Raw genomic sequence first — 24,750 nt, 5'->3', positions numbered from 1 at the left:
CAAGGATTCACATGTCTGGCGTTCTCGAAACAAACCTGAAGTCCCTGCCTTTCCTGCACCGTGGGAAAGTCCGCGACATTTACGCCGTCGGCGACGACAAATTGCTGGTCATCCAGACCGACCGCCTGTCCGCCTTCGACGTCATTTTGAATGAGCCGATCCCCGAAAAGGGCAAGATCCTGACGGCCATGTCCAATTTCTGGTTCGCCAAGTACAAGGACTTGATGCCCAACCACGACACCGGCATCGACCCAGTGTCGCTGGTCTCGCCCGAAGAACGCGCGCAAGTCGAAGGGCGCGCCATCGTGGTCAAGAAAATGACCCCGCTGGGTATCGAAGCCATCGTGCGCGGTTACCTGATCGGTTCCGGCTGGAAGGATTACCAGAAAACCGGCAAGGTCTGCGGCATCGACTTGCCGGCCGGCCTGCAGGAAGCGCAAAAATTGCCGAACGTGCTGTTCACGCCATCGACCAAGGCCCCGGCCGGCGCCCATGACGAAAACATTTCGTTCGACGAAGCCCAGAAGATCGTCGGCGCCGACATCGCCACCCAGGTGCGCGACTACGCGATCAAGCTCTACACCGCCGCCGCCGAATACGCCGCCACGCGCGGCATCATCATCGCCGACACCAAGTTCGAATTCGGCCTGGACGAGCACGGCACGGTGCACCTGATCGATGAAATCCTCACCCCGGACTCCTCGCGCTTCTGGCCGATGTCGAGCTACCAGGTCGGCATGTCGCCGCCGTCGTACGACAAGCAGTTCGTGCGCGACTACCTGGAAACCCTGACCGACTGGAACAAGGCCGCACCGGCCCCGGCCGTGCCGGATGAGGTCATCGCCAACACCCGCGCCAAATACGTCGAAGCGCTTGAACGCCTGACCGGCTCCACCCTGAAGGCTTGATGATGAGCACTGCAGAAAACAAGCCCTTGGTCGGCATCGTCATGGGTTCCTCGTCGGACTGGGAAGTCATGCAACACGCCGTCAACATGCTCAAGGACTTCGGCGTCCCGTTCGAAGCCCAAGTCGTCTCGGCCCACCGCATGCCCGATGAAATGTTCGCCTACGCCGACAGCGCCCGCGCGCGCGGCTTGCGCGCCATCATCGCCGGCGCCGGCGGTGCCGCCCACTTGCCCGGCATGATCGCCGCCAAGACCATCGTGCCGGTGCTCGGCGTGCCGGTGCCGTCGCGCTATCTGTCGGGCAAGGACTCGCTGCTGTCCATCGTGCAGATGCCAAAAGGTATTCCGGTCGCCACCTTCGCCATCGGTGAAGCGGGCGCGGCCAACGCGGCGCTGGCCGCCGTTGCCATGCTTGCCTGCACCGACGACGCCCTGGCCGCGCAACTGGAACAATTCCGCGCGCGCCAGACCGCCGCCGCCAAGGCCTCGGTATTGCCGGTATGACGATGCCGCATTCACCCTTCTTGCCACCGGCCCGGCTCGGCGTCATGGGCGGCGGCCAGCTCGGCCGCATGTTCGTGCACGCCGCCCAGGCCATGGGTTTCAAGGTGGCCGTGCTCGAAGCGGCGCCCGACAGTCCCGCCGGGCACGCCGCCGACAGCCTGATCGCCGCCGATTACAGCGACACAACGGCACTGGCCCAGCTAGGCCAGTCCTGCGTGGCCGTGACCACCGAATTCGAAAACGTGCCCGCCGACAGCCTGCGTCTGCTGGCCACCCACGCCTTTGTCGCCCCCGGCGCCGACTGCGTGGCGATTGCCCAGGACCGCATTGCCGAAAAGCGTTTCCTGGCCGCTTGCGCCGCCCGTTCCGGGGTCGCCCCGGCGCCGCACAAGACCATCGCCACCCTGGAAGACATCGACAGCATCGAGGACTTGCTGCTGCCGGGCATCCTGAAAACCGTGCGCATGGGCTATGACGGCAAGGGCCAGTCCGTGGTCCGCACCCGTGACGATGTCCGCGCAGCATTCAATGCCATGGGCGGCGTGACCTGCCTGCTCGAAAAAATGCTGCCGCTGGCCTACGAAGTATCGGTCCTGACCGCGCGCGGCGCCGATGGCCAGTCGGTGGTCTACCCGATTGCCGAAAACGTGCACCGCGACGGCATCCTGTTCACCACCACCGTTCCCGGCCCGAATGTCTCGCTTGACAGCGCCGCCAAAGCGCAGCAAGCCGCCAAGGTCATCGTCGACGAGCTGGCCTATGTGGGCGTGCTGTGCATCGAATTTTTCGTGCTCACCGACGGTTCGCTGGTGGTCAACGAAATGGCGCCGCGTCCCCACAACAGCGGCCACTACACGATGGATGCCTGCGTGACCAGCCAGTTCGCCCAACAGGTGCGCGCCATGGCACGCTTGCCGCTGGGCGAGGTGCGCCAGCATTCGCCGGCCGTCATGCTCAATCTGCTCGGTGACATCTGGTTCGCGCCCGGCTCGGAGACCCCGTCCGAACCGGCCTGGGCCGAGCTGCTGGCGCTGCCCGGCGCCTGCCTGCACCTGTACGGCAAGGAAGCGGCGCGGCGCGGCCGCAAGATGGGCCATGTGACCTTCATCGCGCCGACCCTGGTGCAAGCCCAGGCCCAGCTGGCCGCAGCCTGCGTCATTCTCGGCATCCCGGCATGACGCACCCTGCGCTCGACCAGGCCGCCATCGAGGCGGCCGCCCGGCTGCTGGAGCAGGGCCGGCTGGTGGCCTTGCCGACCGAAACCGTGTACGGCCTGGGCGCCGATGCCGAAAACCCGGACGCCGTGGCCCGCATCTACCAGGCCAAGGGCCGTCCGCAAGACCATCCGGTCATCGTCCATGTGGCGCCCGGCGCCGACCTGGGCTATTGGGCGACCGACATTCCCGCCGAAGCGCAGCAACTGGCGGCCGCCTTCTGGCCCGGCCCCCTGACCATGATCCTCAAGCGCGCCCCGAACATTCCGGACGCCGTCTCGGGCGGCCAGGATACGGTCGGCCTGCGCTGTCCCTCGCACCCGGTCGCCATCGCGCTGCTGCAAGCGTTCAAGGGCGGCAGGGGAGGGGTGGCCGCACCCTCGGCCAACAAGTTCGGCCATGTCAGCCCGACCACGGCCCGGCATGTCATCGATGAGTTCGGCGCTGACGGCACGGTCGATGCCGTGCTCGACGGTGGACAGAGCGCGGTCGGCATCGAGTCGACCATCGTCGACCTGTCGCGCCTGGCGACGCACGGCCCGGTGCTGCTGCGCCCCGGCCACATCAGCGCAGAAGCAATCGCCGCCGTCATCGATTCGCTGCCGGCCGCGCCCGATGCGGCCGCCCCGCGTGCCTCCGGCACCCTGGAATCGCACTACGCGCCGCACACGCCGGTGGCCATGCAAGCCAGCGCCGAGATCGCCGACACCCTCGCACGATTGAAGAACGCGGGAAAAAATGTCGCTTTGATACACTACACCGACTTCCCGGATGTGTTCGCTGAGAGTCAGTTACCCACAAGCCCGGAAGGTTTCGCTCACGCACTTTATGCGGCGCTGCGCGCGATGGATACGGCCGGGGCCGACCTGATTCTGGTCGAAGCACCGCCGCAGGACGATGCCTGGCTGGGCGTAAACGACCGTTTGCGCCGCGCGGCGCATGGATCGACTGGCATCGTGCACGGCCTGCTCAACCACGAACCATTTTCCTGACTGACTGATCATGCGCCTCGCCTTTGCTGCCCTCCTCACCCTATCATTAACGGCTTGTGGAGGCGGCGGCGACGCGCCGGCCCCGGCTCCAACCCCAACGCCCACCCCGACTCCCACCCCGACGCCAACCCGGGCGCCGGCGCGCGGCCAGGTGATCGGCGGTGGCGCCGCCGTGATGCCGGTCAGCGCCAACGGCGCCAACGTCACGACCCTGGAACCGGCCGTGTTCAGCAAGCTGCTCGACTCCCTGGCAAGCGGCACCACGGCCCTCACGGGCGACCTCAAGTGCGCCGTGACCACCTACAAGGTGCGCTACAACACCGTCGGCGGCAGCAGCGAGGCGACCGATGCCAGCACCGCCATCATGGTGCCGTCGGGCACTGATCCGGCTTGCAGCGGCGAGCGTCCGGTGCTGCTGTACGCGCACGGCACCACGGCCGACCGGAACTACGACATGTCGACCCTGTCCGGCACCGAGTCGCGCCTGATCGCGGCCATGTTCGCCGCCCGCGGGTATATCGTGGTCGCGCCCAACTACGCCGGCTATGACAGCTCGACCCTGGCCTACCATCCATACCTCGATGCCGCGCAGCAATCGAACGATATGATCGACGGCTTGCGCGCCGCGCGCAGCGTGTTCGGCGCCATCAAGACGGGCGACTCCGGCAAGCTGTTCGTGACCGGCTACTCGCAGGGCGGCTATGTGGCCGTCGCCACCCAGCGCGCCATGCAGAACCTGGCCGGCGAATTCAAGGTCACGGCCGTGGCCGGCATGTCCGGTCCATACGCGCTGAGCCAGTTCGGCGACGAGATGTTCGCCGGCAAACCGGGCAAGGGCGCCACCGCTTTCCTGCCGGCGCTGATCAATGCCGGCCAGCGCGCCAACGCCGGCGTGTACGGCGCCGCCAGCGACCTGTACGAAGCGCCGTTCGCCGCTGCGGTCGACCAATTCGCCAGCGGCGCCATCACGGTGGAAGCATTGCTCAAGACCCCGGGCTGGCCCGACAACGCCCTGTTCGCCAAGGATTCGCTGCCGCAGGCGGACGGCTACGCCGACGCTTTTGGTGCCGGCAACCTGTTCAAGACCAGCTACCGCAACGCCTACCTGGCCGATCTCAAGGCCAATCCGTGCAACGTCACGGCCGGCGCGCCGCTGGCTTGCGCACCCGGGCATCCGCTGCGCAAACTGTTCGTCAAAAACGACCTGCGCACCTTCGCCCCCGCCGCGCCGCTGCTGCTGTGCGGCGGCCATGAAGACCGCACCGTGGCGTACCTGAACACGCGCGCCGCGGTCGACTATTTCCGCGCCGGTAGCGGCGCCGCGCTGGTCACCGAGGTCGATGTCGACGACACCCCGGGCAGCAGCGATCCCTACCGCTCGGTGAAGATCGGCTTCGCCACCGCCAAGCTGGCCGTCAAGCTCGACGCCATCAAGGATGGCAAATCGGGCGAACGCGCCGTGGCCGACGCCTACCACGCCGGCCTGGTGGCGCCGTTTTGCCTGAGTGCCGCGCGCGCTTTCTTCAACGCCGCGCTGGCGCCTTGAGCGCGGATGAAATTAGCGCACGCTTGCCGGAACGGTTGATATAATCCGGCAACTTTTTTACACGGCACGTTCTGTTGCACTGAACTGACATTTTGCCAAAGTGTTTTCCTATACAAGTGAAGGGAAGACTGGCATATTAGACAGGTAGGGAAAAGCACGGGCGTTCGTTTAATAAAAATATAAATTTCACCAGGAGACACAATGCGTCACACAAATTTTGCGCTGGCTTTGCTCACCGCAGCGGTACTGAGCGCCTGCGGCGGCAGCGAACCAGGCAATCAGGATCTGAAAACCAAATTCTCGTCCCAGGTTTCGTTCGGCGACAGCCTGTCCGACGTGGGCACCTACAACGTCGGCAAGGTCAAGGAGATCGGCGGCGGCAAGTTCACCATCAATGGCGACAACACCGCCAAAAACCCTGCACTGACCGGCAAGAACTGGACCGAGTACATGGCCGCCCAGTTCGGCCTGCCCGCACCATGCCCGGCCCAGACCGGCCTGGACGGTGACGCCAGCAAAGGCTTTTCGGTCGCCGTGGTCAACAATAACGCTTGCCTGAGCTATGCCCAGGGTGGCGCGCGCGTCACCAACCCTGTCGGTCCGGGCAACAAGCTCACTGGCGACCCTGTCGGCCAGCTGACCGTGCCGGTGGCGACCCAGGTTGCCAATCACTTGGCGCGCAACGGCGGCAAGTTCAAGGGCGATGAGGTGGTGCTGATGATCGGTGGCGGCAACGACGCCCTGGCCATGCTGGGCCAACTGTCGGTCAACGCCACCGCCGCCGGCAAGGCCGAAGGCAACAAGGTCTTCGCCACCAGCCTGATCGGCCAGCTCGCCGCTGGCGCGACCGATCCGGCCACGGCCGCGCAAGCCATCGGCGGCGCCTTCATGGCCGAGTCGCAGCGACCCGGTTCGACCCAGCAAAGCATCGTCGGCGCTGCCGTCTACGCTGCCGCAACCCAGCCGGGCAACCAGATGGTCGGCCAGGAATCCGTGTACCTCCCGATGGTCGCCAAGGCCCAGGCTGCCGGCGAAACCGAAGGCGCCAAGGCGGGTGCCGCTTACGCCGCTGATCAAGGACCGAAGATGATTGCCGCGATGGGCGTGGCAGGCGATGAGATGGCGGTACTGGCGAAAACCCAGGTGGTCGGCAAAGGCGCCAATTACGTCGTCGTCAACAACCTGCCGGACCTGGGCCATGCACCGTCGTCCACCGCCAAAGGCGTGCCGCAGGCATTGGTCATCGCCATGGTCGACAAGTTCAATGCCCAGCTGCGCGCTGGTGTTGCCGGCGAAGCCAAGATCCTGCATGTGGACCTGTATGCCATCAGCCACGACCAGATCACCAATCCGGGTCCGTATGGCCTGAGCGAAACCGGCAAAGCGGCCTGTGGCGACAATGCCCTTGGCCACACCTCGCTGGGTTGCAACGCCAGCAACACGATCGCCGGTGACGTCAGCCGCTATATGTTCGCCGACGGCGTCCATCCGACCCCGTTCGAAAATTCGCTGATCGCGAAATACGTGGCCGAGCAGATGATCATCAAAGGCTGGCTGTAAGCCGACCCTACATATAATAAGAACCTGGAGAAAAAATGAAATTACGTATGAGTACCGTCGGCAAGGCAGTCGCCGCTGCCGCCGTGATGGCAGTCGCGTCCGGCGCCTCGGCGCAGTCGGCCGGCCAGTGGACCGCCAAAGGCGGTATCGCCACGATCACCCCGAAGGTCAAGAGCGGCGACGTCAGCGCGCCCGCGCTGCCGGGCACCAAGGCCGACATCGGCTCCGACACCAAGCCGGTCTTTTCGTTTTCCTACAGCCTGACCGATAACGTGTCGGCCGAGCTGGACCTGGGCATGCCGTTCAAGCACACGCTCTACGGCGCCGGTTCGATCGAGGGCACGGGCAAGCTGGGCACGGTCAAGGCCTTGCCGCCGACGATGCTGGTCCAGTACCGTTTCTTCAAGCCGGACGCGATGCTGCGTCCCTACCTGGGTGCGGGCATCACGTACGCCTACTTCGCCAAGGAAACCGGTTCCGGCCAAATGACCGCGATCAGTGACATCGGCGGCCCGCCGACCACCTTCAAGGTCAAGAACAAGCTGGCCGGCACCCTGCAGGCCGGCCTGGTGTACAACATCAATGACCGCTGGTTCGCGGACGTGGCCTACATCAAGACCTTCCTCAAGACCAAGGTCGATTTCTCCTCGGGCCAGACCCAGGACATCACCCTCGATCCGCAAGTGGTCAGTTTCGGCATCGGCTACAAGTTCTGATGTAAAAAAACCCGCTTCGGCGGGTTTTTTGATGGCAGGGGCGTTGCTACCCCAGGCTGTCGAAGCTGTTCGCCACCTTGATGGTGGCGCTCATGAGTTCTTCCCCATCCAGGCTGAGTTCTTCCCACGAAAAACTCAGTTCGACCACGTGGTTCACCGCCTTGCACAGGTCCGGTTTGATCCGCACAATTTCCAGGCTCAGCGCCATTTTCCCCGCACCCCCCTTGACCAGGCTGATTTGGAAGCTGTCCTTGTTGGTGCATCCGCTCGACGTCACCCATACGATCAGGTTTTTTCTCTCGAAGCAGATGCCGTGCAAAGGTTCCAGCCGTTCTTTTCGCGCAATCGGCGTGTCCATGTGATGTTCCTCCCAAAAATTCACCTCGGCGGCATGGCGCGCCTTGCGGCCCGGCCATGGCATGCGGCGCCGTCGCGCTGGTCGCGCGGGCGGGCCGTCAAGCCATGATAGAAAGGCGGGCCGGGCCGCCGCTTAATCTGGATCAGGCCCCGCAGCTTCGCCCATACCTCGTCATTCCGCGCATACCTCGTCGTTCCCGCGAAGGCGGGAACCCAAGATATCAGCGCCGCCGGTAACTGCGGAACGAACTTGGGTTCCCGCCTTCGCGGGAACGACGGGGGGAGTGGCGGGAACGACGGTAGCCAGCCGCGCCGGCCTGGCCTGCGCAACGACACGAGAGACGAAAAAAAACCCGCCGCGGCGGGTTTGTTCGCAGTGTTGCCGCTGCTTATTGGAACGCCTGGATGCCCGTCTGCGCGCGTCCGAGGATCAGCGCATGGATATCGTGCGTGCCTTCGTAGGTGTTGACCACTTCCAGGTTGACCATGTGGCGGATCACGCCGAACTCGTCCGAAATGCCGTTACCGCCCAGCATGTCGCGCGCCACCCGGGCGATGTCCAGCGACTTGCCGCAGGAATTGCGCTTCATCATCGACGTGATTTCCACCGCCGCCGTGCCGGCATCCTTCATCCGGCCCAGCTGCAGGCAGCCTTGCAGGCCGAGGGTGATTTCGGTCTGCATGTCGGCCAGTTTCTTTTGCACCAGCTGGTTGGCGGCCAGCGGACGGCCGAACTGCACCCGGTCCATGGTGTACTGGCGCGCGATGTGCCAGCATGCCTCGGCCGCGCCCAGCGCGCCCCAGGCGATGCCGTAGCGGGCCGAATTGAGGCAGGTGAAGGGGCCTTTCAGGCCGCGCACGTCGGGGAAGGCGTTTTCTTCCGGGCAGAACACATTGTCCATGACGATCTCGCCCGTGACCGAGGCGCGCAGGCCGAACTTGCCGTGAATCGCGGGCGCCGACAGGCCGGCCATGCCTTTTTCCAGCACGAAGCCGCGGATCGCGCCTTCATCGTCCTTGGCCCAGACCACGAACACGTCGGCCACCGGGGAGTTGGTGATCCACATCTTCGAGCCGGACAGCGCGTAGCCACCCGCAACCTTCTTGGCGCGCGTGATCATCGAACCCGGGTCGGAACCGTGGTTCGGCTCGGTCAAGCCGAAGCAGCCGATCCATTCGCCGGTCGCCAGTTTCGGCAAGTATTTCTGGCGCTGCTCTTCGGTGCCGAATTCATGGATCGGCACCATCACCAAGGACGATTGCACGCTCATCATCGAGCGGTAGCCCGAATCGATGCGCTCGACTTCGCGCGCGATCAGGCCGTAGGCCACGTAATTCATGCCCGGACCGCCGTACTGCTCGGGGATGGTCGGGCCCAGCAAGCCCAGTTCGCCCATCTCGCGGAAGATGGTGGTGTCCATGCGCTCGTGGCGGAACGCTTCGAGGATGCGCGGCGCCAGCTTGTCCTGGCAGTACGCGGCGGCGGCGTCGCGCACCATGCGTTCATCGTCGGAGAGCTGCAAGTTCAGCAGCAGGGGGTCGTCCCAGTGGAATTGGGCTTTGCGGGGCGCATCGGTTCGGGTCATGGCGGTTCCTGTCTCTGTTTTAATAATGACGCATGGTGGAGTGCTTGGATCAAGCAAACTTGTATAGACTGCTTTTTTGGGATAGTGCCGATTTTACCGCGTTTGGGTGCTGCCGAATTGCCCGGCGTGAAAAATGAGCGAGGCTTGCGGATGCACCGCGCATTCTTCGACCTCGCCCACGAAAATCACATGGTCGCCCTCGGGATAGCGGCTGCGGTTGTGGCACTCGAACCACGCCGACGCGCCCTTCAAGATAGGCTGGCCGGTGCGCGAGAGCTCGTAGTCGACGTCGCCGAACGGGTTTTCGCTGCGCTTGGAGAAGCGCTGCGCCAGCGGGGCCTGGTCGGCGCCGAGCACGTTGATGACGTAGTGCGAGTTGCCACTGAAGATGGGCAAGCTGTTGGCGACGTTGCCAAGGCTCCACAATACCAGCGGCGGATCGAGCGAGACCGAATTGAAGGAGCTGGCCGTCAAGCCACGGAAGCTGCCGTCGGCCAGGCGCGTCGTGATCACGGTGACGCCGGTGGCAAACTGCGACAATGCCTGGCGAAATTGCGCCGTGTCGAATGCGCGCGTATCGGCGCGGGGTGAGCTAGTGTTCATTGTTGCCCTGTGGTTTATGCCATTATGCCAAATTTTCGGGTGCTCCGGCTGTTCCGGCGCCGCCGGCCGGACCGATTGCAGGTGCATGCGGGGGCGCTTTGCGTTACAGTTATCCCATATCAATAGGTCAGCGGGGTGCGCAATGACTAAGCAATCTGCGACGCAAGTAGCCATTCTGGGCGGCGGCTGCTTCTGGTGCCTCGAAGCGGTGTTCCTGGAAGCGCGCGGCGTGCTCAAGGTCGAGTCCGGCTACATGGGTGGCGAGGAAGACAATCCGACCTACGAACAGGTGTGCGCCGGCGCCACCGGGCACGCTGAAGTGGTGCGCATCGTGTTCGATGCGGGCGCCATCGAGTACCACGACTTGCTCGAAATTTTCTTCACGATCCACGATCCGACCACCCTGAACCGCCAGGGCAACGATGTCGGCCCCCAGTACCGCTCCGTCATTTTCGTCGATTCGCCCGAGCAGGAAGCGACTGCGCGCCAGGTCATCGCTGAAATGGCCTGCGTCTGGGACGCGCCCATCGTCACCCAGGTGCAGCCGGCGGGCACCTGGTACAAGGCCGAAGACGAGCACCAGAACTACTTCGCCCGCCATCCGCTGCAGGGCTATTGCGCGCTGGTGGTGGCGCCCAAGGTCAGCAAGTTCCTGAGCACCTTCGCCGGGCGGCTCACATGACCTGCGCCAGCGCCACCTCGTAAACCGGGAATCGCCATGAAGGTAGTGATCGTCGACGACACGCACATCAACCTGGTACTGATGTCGCGCCTGATGGAAAAACTCCCGGAGGTCGAGACGGTGGCCTTCCAGTCGGCGCGCGAGGCGCTGGCATGGTGCCGCGCGCATCCCTACGATTTGCTGGTGCTCGATTACCTGATGCCCGACCTGAACGGCCTCGACTTCATTGCCGCACTCGGCGACCCTCCAGGCGACACGCCGGAGCGACCGCCGGTGCTGATGGTCACCGCCAGCCAGGATGTGGAAATCCGCCACCGCGCGCTGGAAAACGGCGCCAACGATTTTCTGATCAAGCCGATCGACAAGGTCGAATTCCTGGCGCGCACCCGCAACATGCTCGAACTGCGGCGCGCCACCCTGGCCCTGCAAAGCCGCGCCAGCTGGCTGGCCAGCGAAGTGGGCAAGGCCACCGCCGAACTGCGCGCGCGCGAACAGGAAACCATCCTGCTGCTGTGCCGCGCCTCGGAATTTCGCGACCCCGAAACGGGCGCCCATATCCAGCGCATGGCGCATTACTCCTGCCTGATCGCGGCCGAGCTGGGCCTCTCAAACGAGGAGCAGGAATGCATCCTCAACGCCGCACCCATGCACGACATCGGCAAGGTCGGCACCCCGGACCACATCCTGCTCAAGCCGGGCCGCCTGACTCCGGACGAGATGGTCGTCATGCGCCAGCACGCGGCGATCGGCTACTCCATCCTCAAGGCCAGCGAAGCGGGCATGCTGCAGCTGGCCGCCGTGATCGCCCATACCCACCACGAGCGCTACGATGGCGAAGGCTATCCCGCCGGCTTGGCGGGCGAGGCCATCCCGCTGGTGGGCCGGATCGTCGCCGTGGCCGACGTGTTCGACGCCCTGACCAGCGTGCGCCCGTACAAGAAGGCCTGGACCCTGGACGCGGCGCGCAGCTACCTGGTCGACAACAGCGGCAGCCATTTCGATCCGCGCTGCGTGGACGCGCTGCTGCGGCGCTGGCCGGCGGTGCTGGAGATCCGCGCACGCTTTCGCGACGCCGACCGCCAGGATGCGGCCTGAGGCATGCGCCACAAGCGCTTGCTGCGCCAGCTCCGGCGCGCCCTCGGGGTCAGCAGCGAACGGGCCTTGCAGGAACGCCTGGGCGGCCTGCGCGCGCTTGGCGACGCCGCCCTGGCCGAGGGCCTGGCCGCCTTGTTCGACGCCGTCTCGCGCAGCTACGAGGAATCCGACCGCGACCTGCAGGTGCGCACCCGCATGCTCGACATCAGCTCCGCGGAACTGACCGGCGCCAACGACCAGCTGCGCGCGGAAGCGGCGCGCCAGGGTGAGGTGCTGCATTCGCTGCAAGCGAGCCTGGGGCACCTGGCCAGGCCGGCCGATCCGCGCGCCGGCGGCGACCTGCTCGGCCTGACCCGCGCGCTCGAACAACTGGTGCGGCAGCGCGAAAGCACGCGCGAACTGACCGAACAAATTCTCGACCAGCTGCCCATTCCCGTGTTCCTCAAGGACCGCCAGGGGCGCTTCGTGCGCTGCAACCGCCAGTTCCAGCAATTCGCGCGGCACAGCCGGGCCGAGATCGAAGGCCGTACCATCGACCAGTTCGCATCGCGCACCTGGGCCGGCCAAAGCCATGAGGAAGACCAGCGCGCCTGGAGCAGCGGGCAGATGGTCACCAGCGAACGGCGCCTGGGGCATCTCGATCCGCCGGTCGACCTGGTGGTCAACCGCATCGTGATCCGCAGCGGCGGCGAATCGTACCTGCTGGGTTTTTCGATCGATGTCAGCGAACAGCGCGCCGCGCGCGACGCCATGCAGCGCGCGGTCGAATCGGCGCAGGCGGCCAGCCGCGCCAAGAGCGATTTCCTGGCCAATATGAGCCACGAAATCCGCACGCCCATGAACGGCATCCTCGGCATGACCGAACTGGTGCTCGAATCGGCGCTGGCGCCGCAGCAGCGCGAAGACATCGAACTGGTCAAGGGTTCGGCCGACGCGCTCCTGACCATCATCGACGACATCCTCGATTTTTCCAAGATCGAAGCGGGCAAGCTCGATATCGACGACGTCCCCTTCGACCTCGGGAAACTGGTGCGCGAAACGGTGCGCTCGCTGGATTTGCCGGCCCGCCGCAAAGGGCTGGCGCTGGCTTGCGAGCTGCCGCGCCACCTGCCGCGCGCGATGAAGGGCGACCCTGGCAGGCTGCGCCAGGTGCTGATCAACCTGCTGGGCAATGCGATCAAGTTCACCAGCGAAGGCGCGGTGACGCTCACCGTGACGATGCGGCGCGCCCTGGAGGAGCGCTGCGAGGTCGAGTTCGCGGTGCGCGACACCGGCATCGGCATCGCGCCGGACCAGCAAACCCTGATCTTCGATGCATTTTCCCAGGTCGACGGCTCGACCACGCGCCAGTACGGCGGCACCGGCCTGGGCCTGGCCATTTGCCGGCGCCTGGTGATCCTGATGCATGGCGATATATCCGTCAGCAGCGAGCCGGGCAGGGGCAGCGTGTTCCGCTTCACGGTGCCGCTCGGGCACAGCGCCGCTACGCCGACGCCCGCCCCGGCGCCTGACCGCGCGCGCGCGGCGGCGGTGCCGCTGCCGGCGCCCTTGCCGCCGCTGCCGGTGGGCCGCCTGCACATCGTGCTGGCCGAGGACAATCCGGTCAACCAGCGCCTGGCGCTGCGCCTGCTGGAAAAAATGGGGCATCGGGTGACCCTGGCCGACAACGGCATCGATGCCCTCGACCACGCGCTGCGCGGCGGCGTCGACCTGGTGCTGATGGATGTGCAGATGCCGGGGCTGGACGGCATGTCGGCCACGCGCAGCATCCGCCAGTGGGAAGCGGCGCACGGCGGCCATGTGCCGGTAGTGGCGATGACGGCGCGCGCCATGCAGGGCGACCGCGAACGCTGCCTGGAGGCCGGCATGGATGATTATCTGTCCAAGCCAGTCGACAGCGTGCGCCTGCGCGAGGTGCTCGCGCGCTGTCACGGCCAGCGCGCCGGCGCGGTCATCGACTGGGACGGCGCCTTGCTGCGCCTGGACGGCGACCGCGAGCTGCTGCGCGAACTGGCCGCCCTGTTCATCGGCGATGGCCCGCACTTGCGCGATTCGCTCGAGCAGGCGCTGGCCGCCGGCGACGGCGAGGCGGCGCAGCGCGCCGCGCACAGCCTGCAGGGCGTGCTGGTCAATTTCGGTGCGCGCCGCGCCATCGCCTGCAGCGAGCGGATGGCGGCGAGCTTGCGCGATGCCGGCGGGGCGCAGCTGGCGCGCGCGCTGGCGCACGACCTGGCCGCCGCGCTGGACGAGGTGTACGCGGCGCTGGACTCTCGTCTGGCCAGCGCCTGATCCCGGCCGCCGGCAAATTTCCCGCATCGATTTTCCGTTTCATCTCCCTTGTCAAGGCAAGCCGCCGCGTGCGCCATACCGCTGGCGGCCGTTTGTCGCCTGTTCAATCGGATAGGGGAGGCCCTATACGAATCGTCAGGTTCCCCGCCATCGCAGCCAGCTTATTCTGACTCACGCTTACTGCTCTCGGGATTGAGCACGATGCTGTCCCAGCCGCGGATCCGCTTGCCAAGGCTGGTTATCGTTACCCGAGGCTCCGGTAGGGGTTTCGGGTCACGGCCGATTTTTCTCAACGCGTCATTTTTGGTTTTTTTTCAAATCTAGAGGAGTGCACGGACATGAATGAACAAGGCATGGTGTTAGCGCTGAACGAGGATCAGATTCGTCAGATCCACGCCCTCAGCGGCCAACGTATGACGTCGATCCGGATCATCCCCGACTTCCCTGGCGTTCAGGGTGTCCAGGGCGCGCAGGCGGTCCAGGGCGTGCAGGGATCGCAAGGCTTCCAGGGACACCAGGGAGCCCAGGCGTTCCAGGGCGTGCAGGGATCGCAAGGCTTCCAGGGACACCAGGGAGCCCAGGCATTCCAGGGCGTCCAGGGACCGCAGGCATTCCAGGGGCCGCAATCGATGGTGGGCTATCAGGGTGGGCAGGCCGTTCTGGGGCCATTCGGTTTCCAGAGTGCCGTAGGGCCGGTGGGCTTCCAGGGGCCGCAGGCGGTGTTCGGCTTCCAGGGACCGCAGGGCTTCGTGGGGCCGTTCGGATTGCAGGGCATGCAGGGGCCGGCAGGCTTCTTTAATCCTTTCGCATTCCAGGGCGTTCAAGGCCAGCAAGGCTTCCAGGGCCCGCAGGCATTCGTCGGCTTTCAGGGCCCGCAGGGCTTCGTGGGACCGTTAGGATTCCAGGGCGTCGTGGGGCAACAGGGCTTCCAGGGGGCGCAGGCGGCTGTCGGCTTCCAGGGCGCGCAGGGCTTCCAGGGGCCGCAGGCATTCCAGGGCGTGCAGGGCTTCCAGGGGGTGCAAGGCCAGGGCTTCCAGGGTTACTACCCGGGTGTGCAGGGCTTCCAGGGTGCGCAGGGATTCCAGGGTGCCCAAGGCTTCCAGGGCTTCCCTGGTGTCCAGGGTTTCCAGGGCATGCAAGGGTATCAAGGGTATTAACTGACGCACGGGTGCTGCTTGCCCGGTAATCGCGTCTTGCGTGGCCTGAGTGATGCGGCATCGCCCAGGCCATTTTGCTCCTTGACCGACACTTGCACGGAAGGATAGATCATGTCAGCCCGGACTCCGAACAGCAGCGCGCTTCTGCACAGACTGTGATGTGAACCATGCGCGAATCGATCATCGTCACCGACGATTTTTATCAGGACCCATTGGGCGTGCGGGCCTTCGCCCTGCGCCAGAATTTCTCCGTCAAGGGCAATTATCCGGGTGCGCGCACCCAGGCATTCCTCAATCCTCCCAAGTTAAGGAATTTGCTTAAAAAATATGGTGAATAGTTGATAAATAGCTTGACATATAGATTATGAACTGCGCCGCCAGTGAGATTTTTTCTCGCTGGCTACCATGTCTCTTACTGCACTTTTTATCGACCTCGCTGTGCGATTACAGTCCCCCGAATTCCTTGACTCGGCCAGGCATCCCGAGCATCCGACGGCGTTTACACGGCGCCGCAAGCTGCCGTTGCCGTCGCTCGTGGCGCTCATGCTGAGCGGCATGCGCATGAGCATTCAGGCCGAACTCGACACGTTCTTCGGCCACCTGGCGGGGCGCGCCCAATTGCTGCGCACAGTGTCCGAGCAGGCGTTCGCGCAAGCGCGCGCCAAGCTGTCCCTGACCGCCATCCCTTTGCTCAACGACTGGCTCGTCGCCCGCGCCGAGCAGCATGGGTTCGTGCCGCGCTGGCGTAGCTTGCGCCTGGTCGCCGCCGACGCCTCGACGGTGCGTTTCGGCCTGCGCACCAGCTGCCTCGCGCGCGCCGCGCTGCCCGACCAAATTCTCTTCGGCCTGTTCCTGCCTGGCGCAGAGCTGATGCTGGCGACCTCGCTGCACGGCATCGAGGAGTGCGGCGAGCGCCAGATGCTGGTCCAGCATCTGGACCGACTCTCAAGCGACGACTTGCTGCTGCTGGACCGGGGCTATCCAGCGTGCTGGCTCGTTGCACTGCTCAACGAGCGCGCTATCTCGTTCTGCATGCGGGTGGAAAAAGCCGGTGACGGCGGCTTCGCCTGCGTGCGCGCGTTTCTACGTTCCGGCCTCGATGAGCAGGTGGTTACACTCAATGCGCCATCGCGGCGCGATGCCGCCGACTACGAATTTAACCGCGCGCCCCAGCAGGTTCGCCTGGTGCGCCACGTCGCGCCGAACGGCAAAGTACGCGTGCTGATGACCAATTTGTTCGACACCGGGCGCTTCCCGGCCAGCGCCTTTGGCGACCTGTACCACAAGCGCTGGCGCATTGAGGAAGCCTTCAAGCGGCTCAAGCACCGCCTCAACCTGGAGCATGTCTCCGGCCTGTCGCAGCAGGCCGTGGTCCAGGATGTCGCCGCCAAAATCATGTGCGATAACCTGCAGACTTTAGCTGCGCTGACCGCCCATGACCAGGCCGACTTGCGCGCGGTCGACCGCATCAACCACGCATACGCCCATACCGCACTGAAGCCCGCGATGCCGGCACTGCTGCTTGGCAGGCAGATCGCCAGGAACTTGCGTGACGTGCTCAAGTTACTTGGAAAACACACTTACCTTCATCGAGAAAACCAGTCTAAGCCGCGCAAACCCAGACCGAAATCGCACAAATTCATGGCGCAAAAGCCATGTTGATCAATGCACATTCCTTAACTTGGGAGGATTGAGGCATTCCTGCACGACGAACTGGCGGCGGCCATTCAAGCGGTGGTGGGGCTGCCGATTACCTACTGGCCGCGCGATGCCTATAACGGCGCATTCCAGTTCAGCGTCGCCACCGACCGCACCTGGGTGCATGCCGATCACACGACCACCTGGTCCGGCGTGCTGTACCTGACGCCGAACGCTCCCCCGTCAGCCGGCACCGCCTTCTTCCGGCATCACCAGACCGGCAACGAAACGTATCCGGCCGATGACGCCCAGCGCCGCCAATGCGACGCCGACGCCGGAGCCTGGGACCGCTGGCTGGTCACCGACCAGATCGGCAACCGTTTCAACCGCCTGATTCTCTTTCGCGGCCAGCGCTTTCACTGCAGCCGGGGCCATTTTGGCGACACCAAGGAAAACGGCCGCCTGTTCCAGACCTTTTTCTTCAACACCACCTATTAACACCATCGATAAAGGGAGCATCATAGTGAATACATCAGAGTTATTCTTCCCGGCCGGATGGCTGGCCCTGACCAGCGAGCAGTCGGCCCACGTCAAGTCGGTACTGGGCAAGGATGTCACGGTCATTCCGGTCTATAACGTCGTCCCGCTCGGCGCGAACAATGCCTACATGCCGCTCACTGCGGTACCGGGGCTGGCGTGCCTGGTGGTCCATGAACTTGCGCACGCGGCGGCGCATGCACAGGGCGAGCAGACAAGGGTGCTGCCCGGCGACGAGCAGGAATCGCATGAAAACCGGCCTTTCTCTTCCGACTCCAGGGTGCCGGTGCGCCCGGGCGACGACGAGGCCGCCAAAAACGCGAAACTCAAGCCGAAATAAGCCGGACCGACCGGCACGGTGGGGCTGAGCCGAGCCCATCGTGGTCGCCCGCATGCCGGGCGGGCGATGGAACGTGCTTCGCTTGCCTGCCGCCGCCTATGCCCGGGCATTACTCCTGGGCGTAGCCCTGAGCGTACATATAGCGGCGCGACCACGGTATCGCCGCCGGATCTCGCCCTGCCTTGCCGCACACCACCTGATACAAACTGATCCAGTCGTAGGTGAACGCGTGCGCGCAGCCCGCCAGATACACCTGCCAGATGCGGAAGCGCCGCGCATCGGTCAGCTGCTTGATCCGCTCCGCATTCGCCTCGAAATTTTCCGTCCACATGGCACAGGTGCGCGCATAGTGGCGCCGCAGGTTTTCCACGTCGCGCACTTCCAGGCCGCCTTCCTGCATCGTCCTGATCACCGTGCCCAGATGCGCCAGCTCTCCATGTGGAAATACATACCGGCTGATGAATTCGCCGCCTCCGTGGGGCGCGCCGTGGCTGTCCACATCGGTCGTGGTGATCCCGTGGTTCATCGCCAGGCCATCGGGCGCGAGCAGGGTGGCCATGCGGCGGAAATACGCGGGCAGCTGGCGCACGCCCACATGCTCAAACATGCCGACGCTGGTGATGCGGTCGAACTGCCCGCCCACGTCGCGGTAATCCTGCAGCCGGATCTCGACCAGCCCGCCCAGGCCGGCGCGTTCGACCCGTTCGCGCGCCAGCCTGGCCTGGTTGTCGGACAGGGTGATGCCGACGCAGCGCGCCCCATAGCGCTGGGCCGCGCGGATCGCCAGCGCCCCCCAGCCGCAGCCGATGTCGAGCAGGCGGTGGCCCGGGCGCACGCCGATTTTAGTGAGGATGTGGTCGATCTTCTTGACCTGCGCCTCGGCCAAGGTTTCGTTGCCGTTTTCAAAGTAGGCGCAGGAATACACCATGCCCGGATCGAGCCAGGAGGCGTAGAACGCGTTCGATACATCGTAGTGATAGCGGATCGCCGCGGCGTCGCGCTTGCGCGTGTGGGGACGGATCAGCGCGCCGAGCAGGCGCCCCAGGCCGAGCGCGGGCAAGGACGCGCGCATGTCCTTGGCCAGGGCATTGCCGGCCAGCGCATTGACGACCGCGATCATGTCGCTGGCGCGTCCGCTGACATCGATCGCCCCTTCCACATACGCGCGGCCAAGGTTGTACAGCGAAGGGGAGAGCAGGTAGCGCAGCGAGCGCGGGTGCGGTACATGCACCGTCACGCGCGGCGCATCTTGTGAGAAATCGAGGCGCTGCCCGTTCCACAGCTCCACCCGCAGGGGAAGCGAGGGCTGGCTGCGCAAGCCTTCGCTCCAGGCCCTCAGTCTGATCTGGTTGAACACGCACACCTCCGGCCGGTAGCGGCAGGACGGTGCGCGCACACGTCCTGTCAGGGTTGCAACCGCCCGCGTGCCCAGCTGCCATCGCTTTGCAAGGTGTACACGATGCGGTCGTGAAAGCGCGAGCGGCGTCCCTGCCAGAACTCGATCCGTTCGGGTGCCAGGCGGAAGCCGCCCCAGTTGCCGGGACGTGGCGGCTGCTCGCCGTATTGCTTGGCTACTTCCTCGTAATGCTGTTCCAGCGCGTCGCGATTGGCGATCGGCTCGCTTTGCGCCGATGCGATCGCGGCCAGCCGGCTTTTCAGCGGACGGCTGTGGAAATACTTGTCGCTTTCTTCCGCAGACGTGCGCTCCACCCTTCCTTCGATCCGGATCTGACGTTCAAGTTCCGTCCAGAAGAACAGTAATGCCGCATGCGGGTTGGCGGCCAGCTGGCGCCCCTTCTGGCTGTCGTAGTTGGTGTACCAGGTAAAGCCGCGCGCATCGAACTGCTTGATCAGCACGATGCGCGAGGTGGGCCGGCCCTGTTCGTCCACCGTTGCCACGCTCATCGCGTTCGGCTCGTTGACCTGGGCCTTGAGCGCTTCCTCGAACCAGGTCGTAAATTGCACGAACGGATCGTCCGCCACGTCGCCCTCGTTCAGGCTGGCCTGGCCGTAATCCTTGCGCAGGCTGGCCACGGTATCGCCGGTGGCGCCGGCGGGTGCCGCCACGGCGGCGGCCGGGACGATGCCGCGGCGCTGCTGCATCGCCTGGCCCAGGCTGGCCATCTGCGCGGCGCTGAAGAGGCGCTTGGCCATCGGCGCGATATGGCTTTCCTCGCGTTCCATGTGGGCGCGGTAAGTCTCGGCGAAGCGCTGCACGTCGTGCGCGCGCAGCACGGCGGCGCTGCCGTCGGCGATCGCGCTCAGCTGCTCGTGCAGCTCTTGCCACATGCCATCCATCTGGCGGTGTTCGTCGAGAATGGCGGGCACCAGCTGGGCCAGCAGCTCGGCGTCGGCCCCGCTGGCGCTGGCGAGCAGCATCGGCACCAGGTTCTGTTCTTCATCCTCGTGATGCAGGGGCGCGGCCTGGTCGAAATACTTCATCACCGCGCGCGCGGCCTGGCGCGCCTCGTCGTCGGCGCCGTGGCTGGCCAGGTGCGGCAGCAGTTTTTCCAGGGTCGCCAGCTGTTTGCGGATGCGGTCGTGGCAGTGTTTCAGCACCGCGATCGGCTGGTCGAAACCGGGGGCGCTGTCGGGCAGGGCGTAGCTCATGGGGGATTCTCGCTTGTGGCTGGTGGCAAATACCGTATTGGCGTTGACACCAGCCCTTGCGAGCTAATCGTTGCACTCAAAACCGTCGTTCCCGCGCAGGCGGGAACCCAAGTCCGTTCCGCTACCACTGGCGGCTCGACCAACTTGGGTTCCCGCCTGCGCGGGAACGACGGGGGTGACGTCAACGCCATTGGGAACATAGCTGTCATTTTAGAGCAGTCTGTCCGGCCGCGTCCGTTAAAATGGCGGGATGAATACCATCGCTACCCCACCACTTTCTCCTGAATCGAGCGAAGTCGACTTCGAGCGCCGTTTCGGCGGCATCGGCCGCCTGTACGGCCCGGCCGCGCTGGCGCGTTTCCGCGCCGCCCACGTGTGCGTGATCGGCGTCGGCGGCGTCGGTTCCTGGATCGTCGAGGCATTGGCCCGCAGCGCCATCGGCCAGCTGACCCTGATCGACCTCGACAACGTGGCCGAATCGAACATCAACCGCCAGATCCAGGCCCTCTCCGGCACCATCGGCCAGGCCAAGATTGGCGCGCTGGCCGAGCGCATCGCCCAGATCAATCCCTTCTGCAAGGTCAACCTGATCGAAGACTTCATCGATCCCGGCAACCTCGACCGGATGATCGGCGCTCACCGCTACGATTACGTGGTCGACGCCATCGACAGCGTCAAGGCCAAGGCCGCGCTGATCGCTTATTGCCGCGACCATCAGTTGCCGATGGTGATCATCGGCAGCGCCGGCGGCAAGACCGACCCGACCCGCATCGCATTGCGCGACCTGTCCAAGACCGAACAGGAGCCGCTGCTCAAAATGGTGCGCAAGCGCTTGCGCAACGAGTACGGCTTTCCGCGCAGCCTGAAAACCAAATTCAACGTCGATGCCGTATTCTCGATGGAACCGGTGAGCATGCCGGCTGGCGAGGAAAGCTGCGCCATCGATGGCCAGGCTGACAGCGAAGGCATCACCGGCCTCAATTGCGCCGGCTTCGGATCGAGCATGGTCGTCACCGCCACCTTCGGCATGGTCGCGGCCGGCCACCTGCTGCGCCGCCTTGCCGACGGCGCGATGCACGCACCTTCTGTGCAGGCGCCCGAGGGCTTGCTATCATAGCGTTGCAGAAGTAACCAGTTTGACCATTTCTTACTGAAAGAGATTTCATCATGCGCCGTCCCCTATCCGTATTCCTGATGTGCGCCGCGGCGGCATCCCTGGCCCAGGCCGCCGGCCAGACGCCGCCCGCTCCCGAGACCCCGCCGGCACCGACCGTGCCCGCCACCCCGCCCGCGCCCGACGTGCCGCCCGCACCGGCCCAGCCGGCCGCGGCCGCGCAGCCCGCCACGCCGCCAGGCACCGTGGTGCTGGCCGAGCCGGTGCTCGATCCGCTCGTTGCCACCGACACCAAGGTTGGCACTGGCGCCGAGGCGACCGCCGGCAGCAAGGTGTTCGTGCACTACACCGGCTGGCTGTACAAGCCGATGGCCACGCGCCAGCGCGGCCGCCAGTTCGACTCCTCGCTCTCGCGCGGCGCGCCGCTCGAATTCGTGCTCGGCACCGGCCGCGTGATCAAGGGCTGGGACCAGGGCGTGATGGGCATGAAAGTGGGCGGCAAGCGCACCCTGGTCATCCCGAGCTACCTGGCTTACGGCAAGCGCGGCGCGCCCGGCGGCGGCATTCCGCCGGACGCCGATCTGATCTTCGACGTGGAACTCGTCAACGTCAAATAAGTCCAATCCATCACAGCGGGAGAGTGAGCATGAGAATCGCAAACGACGTCACTGAGTTAATCGGTAACACCCCGCTGGTCCGGATCCGCAAGCTGGCGCATGGCGCCGGCGCGGACATCCTCGCCAAGCTGGAGTTCTACAACCCGGCCCACAGCGTCAAGGACCGGATCGGCCTGGCCATGGTCGAAGCGGCCGAGGCGGCCGGCAAGATCGGTCCCGACACCGTCATCGTCGAGCCGACCAGCGGCAACACCGGCATCGCGCTGGCCATGGTGTGCGCGGCGCGCGGCTACCGCTGCAAGCTGGTCATGCCCGAAACCATGAGCAACGAGCGGCGCATGCTGCTGCGCGCCTACGGCGCCGAGCTGGTGCTCACGCCGGGGCCGGAAGGCATGCTGGGCGCCATCAAGGTGGCCGAGGAATTGGTCGCGGCCAATCCCAACTACTTCATGCCGCAGCAATTCAACAATCCCGCCAATCCGGATGTGCACCGCCGCACCACGGCCGAGGAAATCTGGCGCGACACCGACGGCAAGGTCGATATCCTCGTGGCCGGCGTGGGCACCGGCGGCACCATCACCGGCGTGGGCGAAGTGCTCAAGGCGCGCAAACCGGGTTTCCAGGCCATTGCCGTGGAACCGGAAGCGTCGCCCATCCTGTCCAAAGGCACCAAGGGGCCGCACCCGATCCAGGGCATCGGCGCCGGTTTCGTGCCGCAAGTGCTCAACCGCGCGGCGTACGACGAAGTCATCTGCGTGAGCAACGAGGCCGCGTTTGAAACCGCGCGTGCCGCCGCGCGCGAAGAAGGGCTGCTGGTCGGCATTTCCTCGGGTGCCGCGCTGTGGGCCGCGATCGCCGTGGCGCGCCGTCCCGAGAACGCAGGCAAGATGATCGTGACGATCATCCCCTCGTTCGGTGAACGCTATCTGTCCACGCCGCTGTTCGCCAATCTGGCGGGCTGACGTGGATGGCGGCAGCGGCGCGCGGCGCCTGAGCGCCAGGCAGCGCGTCGCGGCCCAGCCGCTGACGCGTGCATTGCTGCTCAAGGCACTGCGCGCGCATTTTCCCAAGAAAAATGATTACCAAGAACCCGAGACGGGATACGCCGAGGAGATCGGGGAGCTGCAGCACTTCAGTGTGGACAGTGTCGGCCGACTCGGCGCGCTGCTTGGACGGCACCGGAAACGCATACTGGCAATTGATCGTCGTCCCATGGATCAATGGCATCAGAATATGTACCGCGAGGAAATGGGAACAGCGGTCTTCGCGGATTTTCTGCGGCGCCAATTCTGGTTCGCCTACCCCGGCCTGTTGCGTTTGGCGCTCGAACTGGAGTTCGGCGAGCGCTACGAAACCTTTGCAAATCAGCGTGACGGTACCGATCATCCCGCCGCCATTGACAGCACTCGCTGATACCTGGCGGGCGCTTCGTGTTCTGGCTGTTTTTCTGCTCCTTTCTTGCAACGCCCTTTGCCAGCCCGGTGGCGGCGTGGTACGTGTCGCGGCAGACGCCGCTGGTGCAGCGCCTCATGTTGACGATGCTCGCTTGCGCTGTCTCCATGGTTGCAGGCGCGCTGGCCATCGGCCTGTCCACGGCAAGCGTCGCTATCAACGCGGTGTTGTGGATCGTAGCCTGGCTTTCCTTCGCCGTACTCGGCATGTCGGCCTTTCGCCTGCGTCCCAAGGCCCTCGGTTACTTGCTTGGCAGTCTGGCTGCGCTTCCAGGCATCGCGGGATTGCTGTTCGCCACCGTTGGCGTGATGGGGCTGATGGGCGCCGTTGCCGAAATCACCGGGCAGCATGCCGCACAGCTCGCGCCGCGTCTGCGCTGCCATGTCGATCTCGTTGAGGATCAGGAATCCAGCCAACTCGTCTACGAGGTCACGCTCAAGCGCCAGTCACCTGTGCTGCCCTGGTTCGAATATGGCCCGCGCATGGTGCGCCTGGACGATGTCGACATGCAGCCGGACCAGGCTTGCCGCCGCGCCTTTGTGCATGAGGCGGGCGCGCCGCCACCTTCAACGCTGCAAAAACCCGGAAAAACACCATGAACGAATTGCTCGACCGGCTGCAAGGCTGCATTGAAACGCGCTTCCCCCACATGGCGGCGAGCCTGAAACCCGGCGCCAGCGATGCCGATATCGACGCCTTCGAGGATGCAATCGGCGCGCCATTGCCGTCATCCGTGCGTGCGCTGTACCGCTGGCACAACGGCCAGGCCGATGACGCCGACCACAATGTGATCGGTCTGTTTTTCGGTTTGCCACTCCTGACACTCGACGACGCCCTGAAACATTGGGCCTTCGAAACGGCTGGGGAACTTGGGGATGACGCTGCTTCCTACACCTGCCTTCCACCGGGAACCATCCGGCAATGTTCCGCCAGCAAGGCGTGGATTCCCTTGGCGGACGACGCTGGCGGCGCCTTTCTCGGCATCGACCTCGATCCTGATCCGGCGGGCAAGGTGGGTCAGGTCATCTCGTTCGGAGGACGCGAATTTATGCGCGTGCAGGCGGGCGCCAGCCTGGAACAGTTCCTGGAATGCCTGCTCGGCTTGTATGAGAATGGCGAATACCGGCTCGTGGAAGAGGACGACGAATTCAGCCTGTCCACAGTGGAACCGGACACGGGGCACTTCCTCGACTACCTGCGCTTGAAAGCGCAAGCGCAGTATCCTGGCAAATGA

Annotated in this window: 26 protein-coding genes; 21 read left to right on the top strand and 5 right to left on the bottom strand. The window is 65.0% G+C overall.

Features of this window, described 5'->3' with window-relative positions; all coding sequences use genetic code 11:
* Positions 1-11: 11 nt before the first annotated feature.
* From IV454_RS04305 to IV454_RS04275, 7 genes are all read left to right on the top strand, one after another.
* Complete coding sequence (locus tag IV454_RS04305) at positions 12-908, top strand: phosphoribosylaminoimidazolesuccinocarboxamide synthase (protein WP_054268283.1); 897 nt, start codon at positions 12-14, stop codon at positions 906-908.
* A gap of 2 nt (positions 909-910) precedes the next feature.
* Positions 911-1,411, top strand: a complete 501-nt coding sequence (purE, locus tag IV454_RS04300; protein ID WP_206092545.1) for a 5-(carboxyamino)imidazole ribonucleotide mutase — start codon at positions 911-913, stop codon at positions 1,409-1,411.
* Between the two features lie 2 nt (positions 1,412-1,413).
* Positions 1,414-2,589 (top strand): 5-(carboxyamino)imidazole ribonucleotide synthase, encoded by a 1,176-nt coding sequence (locus IV454_RS04295; protein ID WP_229522060.1) that lies wholly within the window; start codon positions 1,414-1,416, stop codon positions 2,587-2,589.
* Positions 2,586-3,617 (top strand): L-threonylcarbamoyladenylate synthase, encoded by a 1,032-nt coding sequence (locus IV454_RS04290; RefSeq protein WP_206090471.1) that lies wholly within the window; start codon positions 2,586-2,588, stop codon positions 3,615-3,617. Before IV454_RS04295 ends, IV454_RS04290 begins: the two co-directional genes overlap by 4 nt.
* A 10-nt stretch (positions 3,618-3,627) precedes the next feature.
* Positions 3,628-5,163 (top strand): alpha/beta hydrolase family protein, encoded by a 1,536-nt coding sequence (locus IV454_RS04285; protein WP_206090470.1) that lies wholly within the window; start codon positions 3,628-3,630, stop codon positions 5,161-5,163.
* Between the two features lie 201 nt (positions 5,164-5,364).
* Complete coding sequence (locus IV454_RS04280; RefSeq protein WP_206090469.1) at positions 5,365-6,723, top strand: SGNH/GDSL hydrolase family protein; 1,359 nt, start codon at positions 5,365-5,367, stop codon at positions 6,721-6,723.
* 35 nt (positions 6,724-6,758) lie between these two features.
* The gene (locus tag IV454_RS04275; protein ID WP_103170753.1) at positions 6,759-7,439 is read left to right on the top strand and encodes an OmpW/AlkL family protein; all 681 of its coding nucleotides are present in this window, start codon (positions 6,759-6,761) and stop codon (positions 7,437-7,439) included.
* 46 nt (positions 7,440-7,485) lie between these two features.
* On the opposite strand, the gene IV454_RS04270 is transcribed toward IV454_RS04275, so the two are convergent.
* The 3 genes from IV454_RS04270 to IV454_RS04260 all read right to left on the bottom strand — a co-directional run bounded on the left by IV454_RS04270 (position 7,486) and on the right by IV454_RS04260 (position 9,985).
* Positions 7,486-7,797: a hypothetical protein gene (locus tag IV454_RS04270; protein WP_206090468.1), complete on the bottom strand. Its 312-nt coding sequence runs from the start codon at positions 7,795-7,797 to the stop codon at positions 7,486-7,488.
* Between the two features lie 388 nt (positions 7,798-8,185).
* Positions 8,186-9,382, bottom strand: coding sequence for an acyl-CoA dehydrogenase (locus tag IV454_RS04265; protein WP_206090467.1), 1,197 nt, complete (start codon positions 9,380-9,382; stop codon positions 8,186-8,188).
* 93 nt (positions 9,383-9,475) lie between these two features.
* Positions 9,476-9,985 carry a flavin reductase family protein gene (locus IV454_RS04260; RefSeq protein WP_206090466.1) on the bottom strand — a complete coding sequence of 170 codons (510 nt, stop codon included), beginning with the start codon at positions 9,983-9,985 and terminating at the stop codon, positions 9,476-9,478.
* Positions 9,986-10,127: 142 nt separating this feature from the next.
* On the opposite strand from IV454_RS04260, the gene msrA reads away from it, so the two are divergent.
* From msrA to IV454_RS04220, 8 genes are all read left to right on the top strand, one after another.
* A complete protein-coding gene (gene msrA / locus IV454_RS04255) occupies positions 10,128-10,667 on the top strand; it encodes a peptide-methionine (S)-S-oxide reductase MsrA (protein ID WP_206090465.1) in 540 nt (179 codons plus the stop codon).
* A 36-nt stretch (positions 10,668-10,703) separates the two neighbouring features.
* Positions 10,704-11,762, top strand: coding sequence for an HD-GYP domain-containing protein (locus tag IV454_RS04250; protein WP_206090464.1), 1,059 nt, complete (start codon positions 10,704-10,706; stop codon positions 11,760-11,762).
* A 3-nt stretch (positions 11,763-11,765) separates the two neighbouring features.
* Complete coding sequence (locus IV454_RS04245; RefSeq protein ID WP_229522058.1) at positions 11,766-14,051, top strand: hybrid sensor histidine kinase/response regulator; 2,286 nt, start codon at positions 11,766-11,768, stop codon at positions 14,049-14,051.
* 413 nt (positions 14,052-14,464) lie between these two features.
* Positions 14,465-15,208 carry a collagen-like domain-containing protein gene (locus tag IV454_RS04240; RefSeq protein ID WP_206090463.1) on the top strand — a complete coding sequence of 248 codons (744 nt, stop codon included), beginning with the start codon at positions 14,465-14,467 and terminating at the stop codon, positions 15,206-15,208.
* 167 nt (positions 15,209-15,375) lie between these two features.
* Positions 15,376-15,546, top strand: a complete 171-nt coding sequence (locus IV454_RS04235; protein WP_206090462.1) for a hypothetical protein — start codon at positions 15,376-15,378, stop codon at positions 15,544-15,546.
* Between the two features lie 100 nt (positions 15,547-15,646).
* Positions 15,647-16,870, top strand: a complete 1,224-nt coding sequence (locus tag IV454_RS04230; RefSeq protein WP_229521732.1) for an IS4 family transposase — start codon at positions 15,647-15,649, stop codon at positions 16,868-16,870.
* 75 nt (positions 16,871-16,945) lie between these two features.
* The gene (locus tag IV454_RS04225; protein WP_229522056.1) at positions 16,946-17,344 is read left to right on the top strand and encodes a DUF6445 family protein; all 399 of its coding nucleotides are present in this window, start codon (positions 16,946-16,948) and stop codon (positions 17,342-17,344) included.
* Between the two features lie 25 nt (positions 17,345-17,369).
* Positions 17,370-17,723, top strand: coding sequence for a hypothetical protein (locus tag IV454_RS04220; protein WP_206090461.1), 354 nt, complete (start codon positions 17,370-17,372; stop codon positions 17,721-17,723).
* 109 nt (positions 17,724-17,832) lie between these two features.
* On the opposite strand, the gene IV454_RS04215 is transcribed toward IV454_RS04220, so the two are convergent.
* On the bottom strand, positions 17,833-19,080 hold the full coding sequence (locus tag IV454_RS04215; protein ID WP_206090460.1) for a class I SAM-dependent methyltransferase: 1,248 nt from the start codon (positions 19,078-19,080) through the stop codon (positions 17,833-17,835).
* A 47-nt stretch (positions 19,081-19,127) separates the two neighbouring features.
* Positions 19,128-20,333, bottom strand: a complete 1,206-nt coding sequence (gene pdxH, locus IV454_RS04210; RefSeq protein ID WP_206090459.1) for a pyridoxamine 5'-phosphate oxidase — start codon at positions 20,331-20,333, stop codon at positions 19,128-19,130.
* A gap of 250 nt (positions 20,334-20,583) precedes the next feature.
* On the opposite strand from pdxH, the gene IV454_RS04205 reads away from it, so the two are divergent.
* From IV454_RS04205 to IV454_RS04180, 6 genes are read left to right on the top strand one after another with little or no spacing between them, the layout of a single operon-like run.
* On the top strand, positions 20,584-21,450 hold the full coding sequence (locus tag IV454_RS04205; protein ID WP_206090458.1) for a tRNA threonylcarbamoyladenosine dehydratase: 867 nt from the start codon (positions 20,584-20,586) through the stop codon (positions 21,448-21,450).
* A gap of 50 nt (positions 21,451-21,500) precedes the next feature.
* The gene (locus tag IV454_RS04200) at positions 21,501-22,064 is read left to right on the top strand and encodes an FKBP-type peptidyl-prolyl cis-trans isomerase (protein ID WP_229522054.1); all 564 of its coding nucleotides are present in this window, start codon (positions 21,501-21,503) and stop codon (positions 22,062-22,064) included.
* A gap of 29 nt (positions 22,065-22,093) precedes the next feature.
* The gene (cysK, locus tag IV454_RS04195; protein WP_206090457.1) at positions 22,094-23,026 is read left to right on the top strand and encodes a cysteine synthase A; all 933 of its coding nucleotides are present in this window, start codon (positions 22,094-22,096) and stop codon (positions 23,024-23,026) included.
* A gap of 1 nt (position 23,027) precedes the next feature.
* On the top strand, positions 23,028-23,477 hold the full coding sequence (locus tag IV454_RS04190) for a hypothetical protein (RefSeq protein ID WP_206090456.1): 450 nt from the start codon (positions 23,028-23,030) through the stop codon (positions 23,475-23,477).
* A gap of 17 nt (positions 23,478-23,494) precedes the next feature.
* Positions 23,495-24,115 carry a hypothetical protein gene (locus tag IV454_RS04185; RefSeq protein WP_206090455.1) on the top strand — a complete coding sequence of 207 codons (621 nt, stop codon included), beginning with the start codon at positions 23,495-23,497 and terminating at the stop codon, positions 24,113-24,115.
* Complete coding sequence (locus IV454_RS04180; RefSeq protein ID WP_206090454.1) at positions 24,112-24,750, top strand: SMI1/KNR4 family protein; 639 nt, start codon at positions 24,112-24,114, stop codon at positions 24,748-24,750. The genes IV454_RS04185 and IV454_RS04180 overlap by 4 nt, the downstream gene beginning before the upstream one ends.

The organism is Massilia antarctica (genome assembly GCF_015689335.1).
Lineage (GTDB): Bacteria > Pseudomonadota > Gammaproteobacteria > Burkholderiales > Burkholderiaceae_D > Telluria_A > Telluria_A antarctica.
This window is presented reverse-complemented; position numbering and strand designations above follow the sequence as displayed.